General features: G+C 68.3%; 2 protein-coding genes and 1 pseudogene. 1 reads left to right on the plus strand and 2 read right to left on the minus strand.

What is annotated here, in order from left to right:
- Positions 1-110 precede the first annotated feature (110 nt).
- Complete coding sequence (locus JMF90_RS34085; protein WP_201317350.1) at positions 111-761, plus strand: LysE family translocator; 651 nt, start codon at positions 111-113, stop codon at positions 759-761.
- Positions 762-809: 48 nt separating this feature from the next.
- Here JMF90_RS34085 and JMF90_RS34090 read toward each other — a convergent pair whose 3' ends face one another.
- Both JMF90_RS34090 and JMF90_RS34095 read right to left on the minus strand, forming a co-directional pair.
- The gene (locus JMF90_RS34090; RefSeq protein ID WP_201317349.1) at positions 810-1,517 is read right to left on the minus strand and encodes a DUF3142 domain-containing protein; all 708 of its coding nucleotides are present in this window, start codon (positions 1,515-1,517) and stop codon (positions 810-812) included.
- Between the two features lie 7 nt (positions 1,518-1,524).
- Positions 1,525-2,259, minus strand: a pseudogene (locus JMF90_RS34095) (hypothetical protein); the annotation flags it as partial.

The raw sequence follows: 2,259 nt of genomic DNA on the forward strand, positions 1-2,259 counted from the left end.
GACAGGCCGGGCGCGTGATACTGCTCGTCACCGTGTTTTTCGCCACGTCGTGGCTCCCATGATGCCACCGTGACGAGCACGCCTGTCGACTCATCGAACAACTTTTTGTCATGACACTCCATTACCCGCTGCTGTTTGCCTATCTGGCCGCGATCGTGCTGCTCATCGCGACGCCCGGCCCGGTCGTCATGCTCGTCACGGGCACGGTCGCGCGGCGCGGGTTCCGTCAAGGCGTGCTGACCGCGGTGGGCGCGAATGCGGCGAGCCTCGTGCTGATCGCGGGCGCGATGCTGATGGTGTTCGGCGTCGTGATGGTCAGCGCTCGGCTGCTCGCCGGGCTGCACGTCGCGGGTTGCCTGTTCATCGCGGTGCTCGCGATCCGGACGCTGGTCGGCGAATGGCGCGCCGGTCGCGGGCGCAGTGGCGACGGCACGGCGGCGGGCGAACCGGCGTCACAGCCGCGCGGGTTGCCCGGCGTCGTGCGCGGCTTCCTCGTCGGCATCGCGAATCCGAAGGATCTGCTGTTCTTCGTCGCGTTCTTTCCGCAGTTCGTCGGCATCACGCCCGATTCGCGCGTGAGCCTCGCGATCCTCGCCACGTTGTGGATCGCGGTCGATTTCACGATCATGACCGGCTACATGGCCGCGATCAACCATCCGGCGATTCATCGGAAGCAGCGGTGGATCTCGGCGTCGTCGGCGCTTGCGCTGCTCGCGATTGCGCTCGTCGGGCTCGGCGGCACGATCGCGGGTGTTGCGTAGCGTGTCGGCGATTGGCGTTACGCTTCGTTGGCGCCGCGTTGGCGCCCGCTAACCGTTGCGCAGGAACACGACGTAGCCGCGGAACCACGGATTCGACGCGAGATACGGCGGCGCGTCCCACTCGCCGCCCTGGATCACGCCGATGCGAAACGGCAGTTGCAGCCGCGCGACGCGCGGCAGATAGGCCGCGTAGTCGGGGATCGTCCGCCGGCCCTGGTAGGTCTGCACGACCACCTCGTCGACGATGCCCTTGAGCTGGTTGACCTGGTCGGTATCGATGCGACTGCTCCAGTCGAGCAGCCCCGTGATGCTGAGCCGGCAATCGGCGGGCAAGGTTTCGCGCAGCGTGCGCAGGAATCCGAGGTAATCCTGGAGGTGGCGCGTGCCCGCATCGAAATCGATCTGGATGCCGGCGATCGTGCGGCCCGACGCACGCCAGCGTGCGAGCTGCGCGAGCATGATCTGCGTGACGCGCGGGGTCCAGCGCAGCGTATGCGCACGATAGACGAGCCACACGCGCGCGTCGGGCGCGGGCGGCAGCGCGACGCCCTGCGCGATCACGCGCACCTGCGACTCGTCCCGCGGCGACGCTTCGATCTGACCTTGCAGCACGTAGACGATGCGCGCACCGTGCACGACCGCCTGCGGCTTTACGCCGGCCCATAGCCAGAATGCGTCGTACCGCGCGGCGTCGACGGTGCCGCCCAGCGCGACGCGCGCGGCCAGCAGCAGCGCGACGCACGCGATGCGCTTCATGCGGCGCTTACCAGTAGTAGCGGAGCTTCTGCGCCCACGGGCTACCTGGATAGGCGGTCTTCAGCGTGTCGAACCAGCGCTTGCGCGTGCTCTTCGGCACCTCCTTGCCGCCGCATTCGTTGGAGCCGCCCGGCGCGTAGCACTTGATCGCGCGATAGAACGCGTACGCGCGGTCGTTCGGGTTCGCCTGCGTATCGGCCATCACCGTCACGTAGCTCGACATCCGTTCGTACGGCTTGCCCGCGAACTGCGACGGCGCCGCGCCGAGCGTCGGCGGCACGCGCGTGGCGGCCGTGCTCGACGCGTTGCGGACCCACGACGGCACCGGTTCGGTTTCGAGGCCGTACGCGGGCGGATGAAGGCGCACGAAATCGGCGAGGCAGTTCAGCCCTTTCGGATCGGCGGGATTCTGCTGCAGCGTCGCGGCGATGTCGCGCGCCGACAGGCACGTGTAGCCGTCCTCGTTTTTCGCGGCGGCTGCGACGAACGGCTTCAATGGATCGGCGGGCGCGCCGGGCACCAGTGCGGTATCGGCGATGAAATCCGCGTAGTGCGAACGCGTGAGCTCCTTGTACAGCAGCGTGTACAGCGCGGTATCGCGCAGCGCGCCGCTCGTCGCCTGATTCTGCGCCTGCGCGCGCAGTAGCTCGGCATTGGCCGCGCGCTGCAGCAACACCGCGCGGATCGCGACGTTCCGCACGAGCGAATCGTCGGCGAACGCGTCGTTGACGAGCCCGGCCTG

This window comes from Burkholderia sp. E168m23, from assembly GCF_016586125.1.
GTDB lineage: Bacteria > Pseudomonadota > Gammaproteobacteria > Burkholderiales > Burkholderiaceae > Burkholderia > Burkholderia orbicola.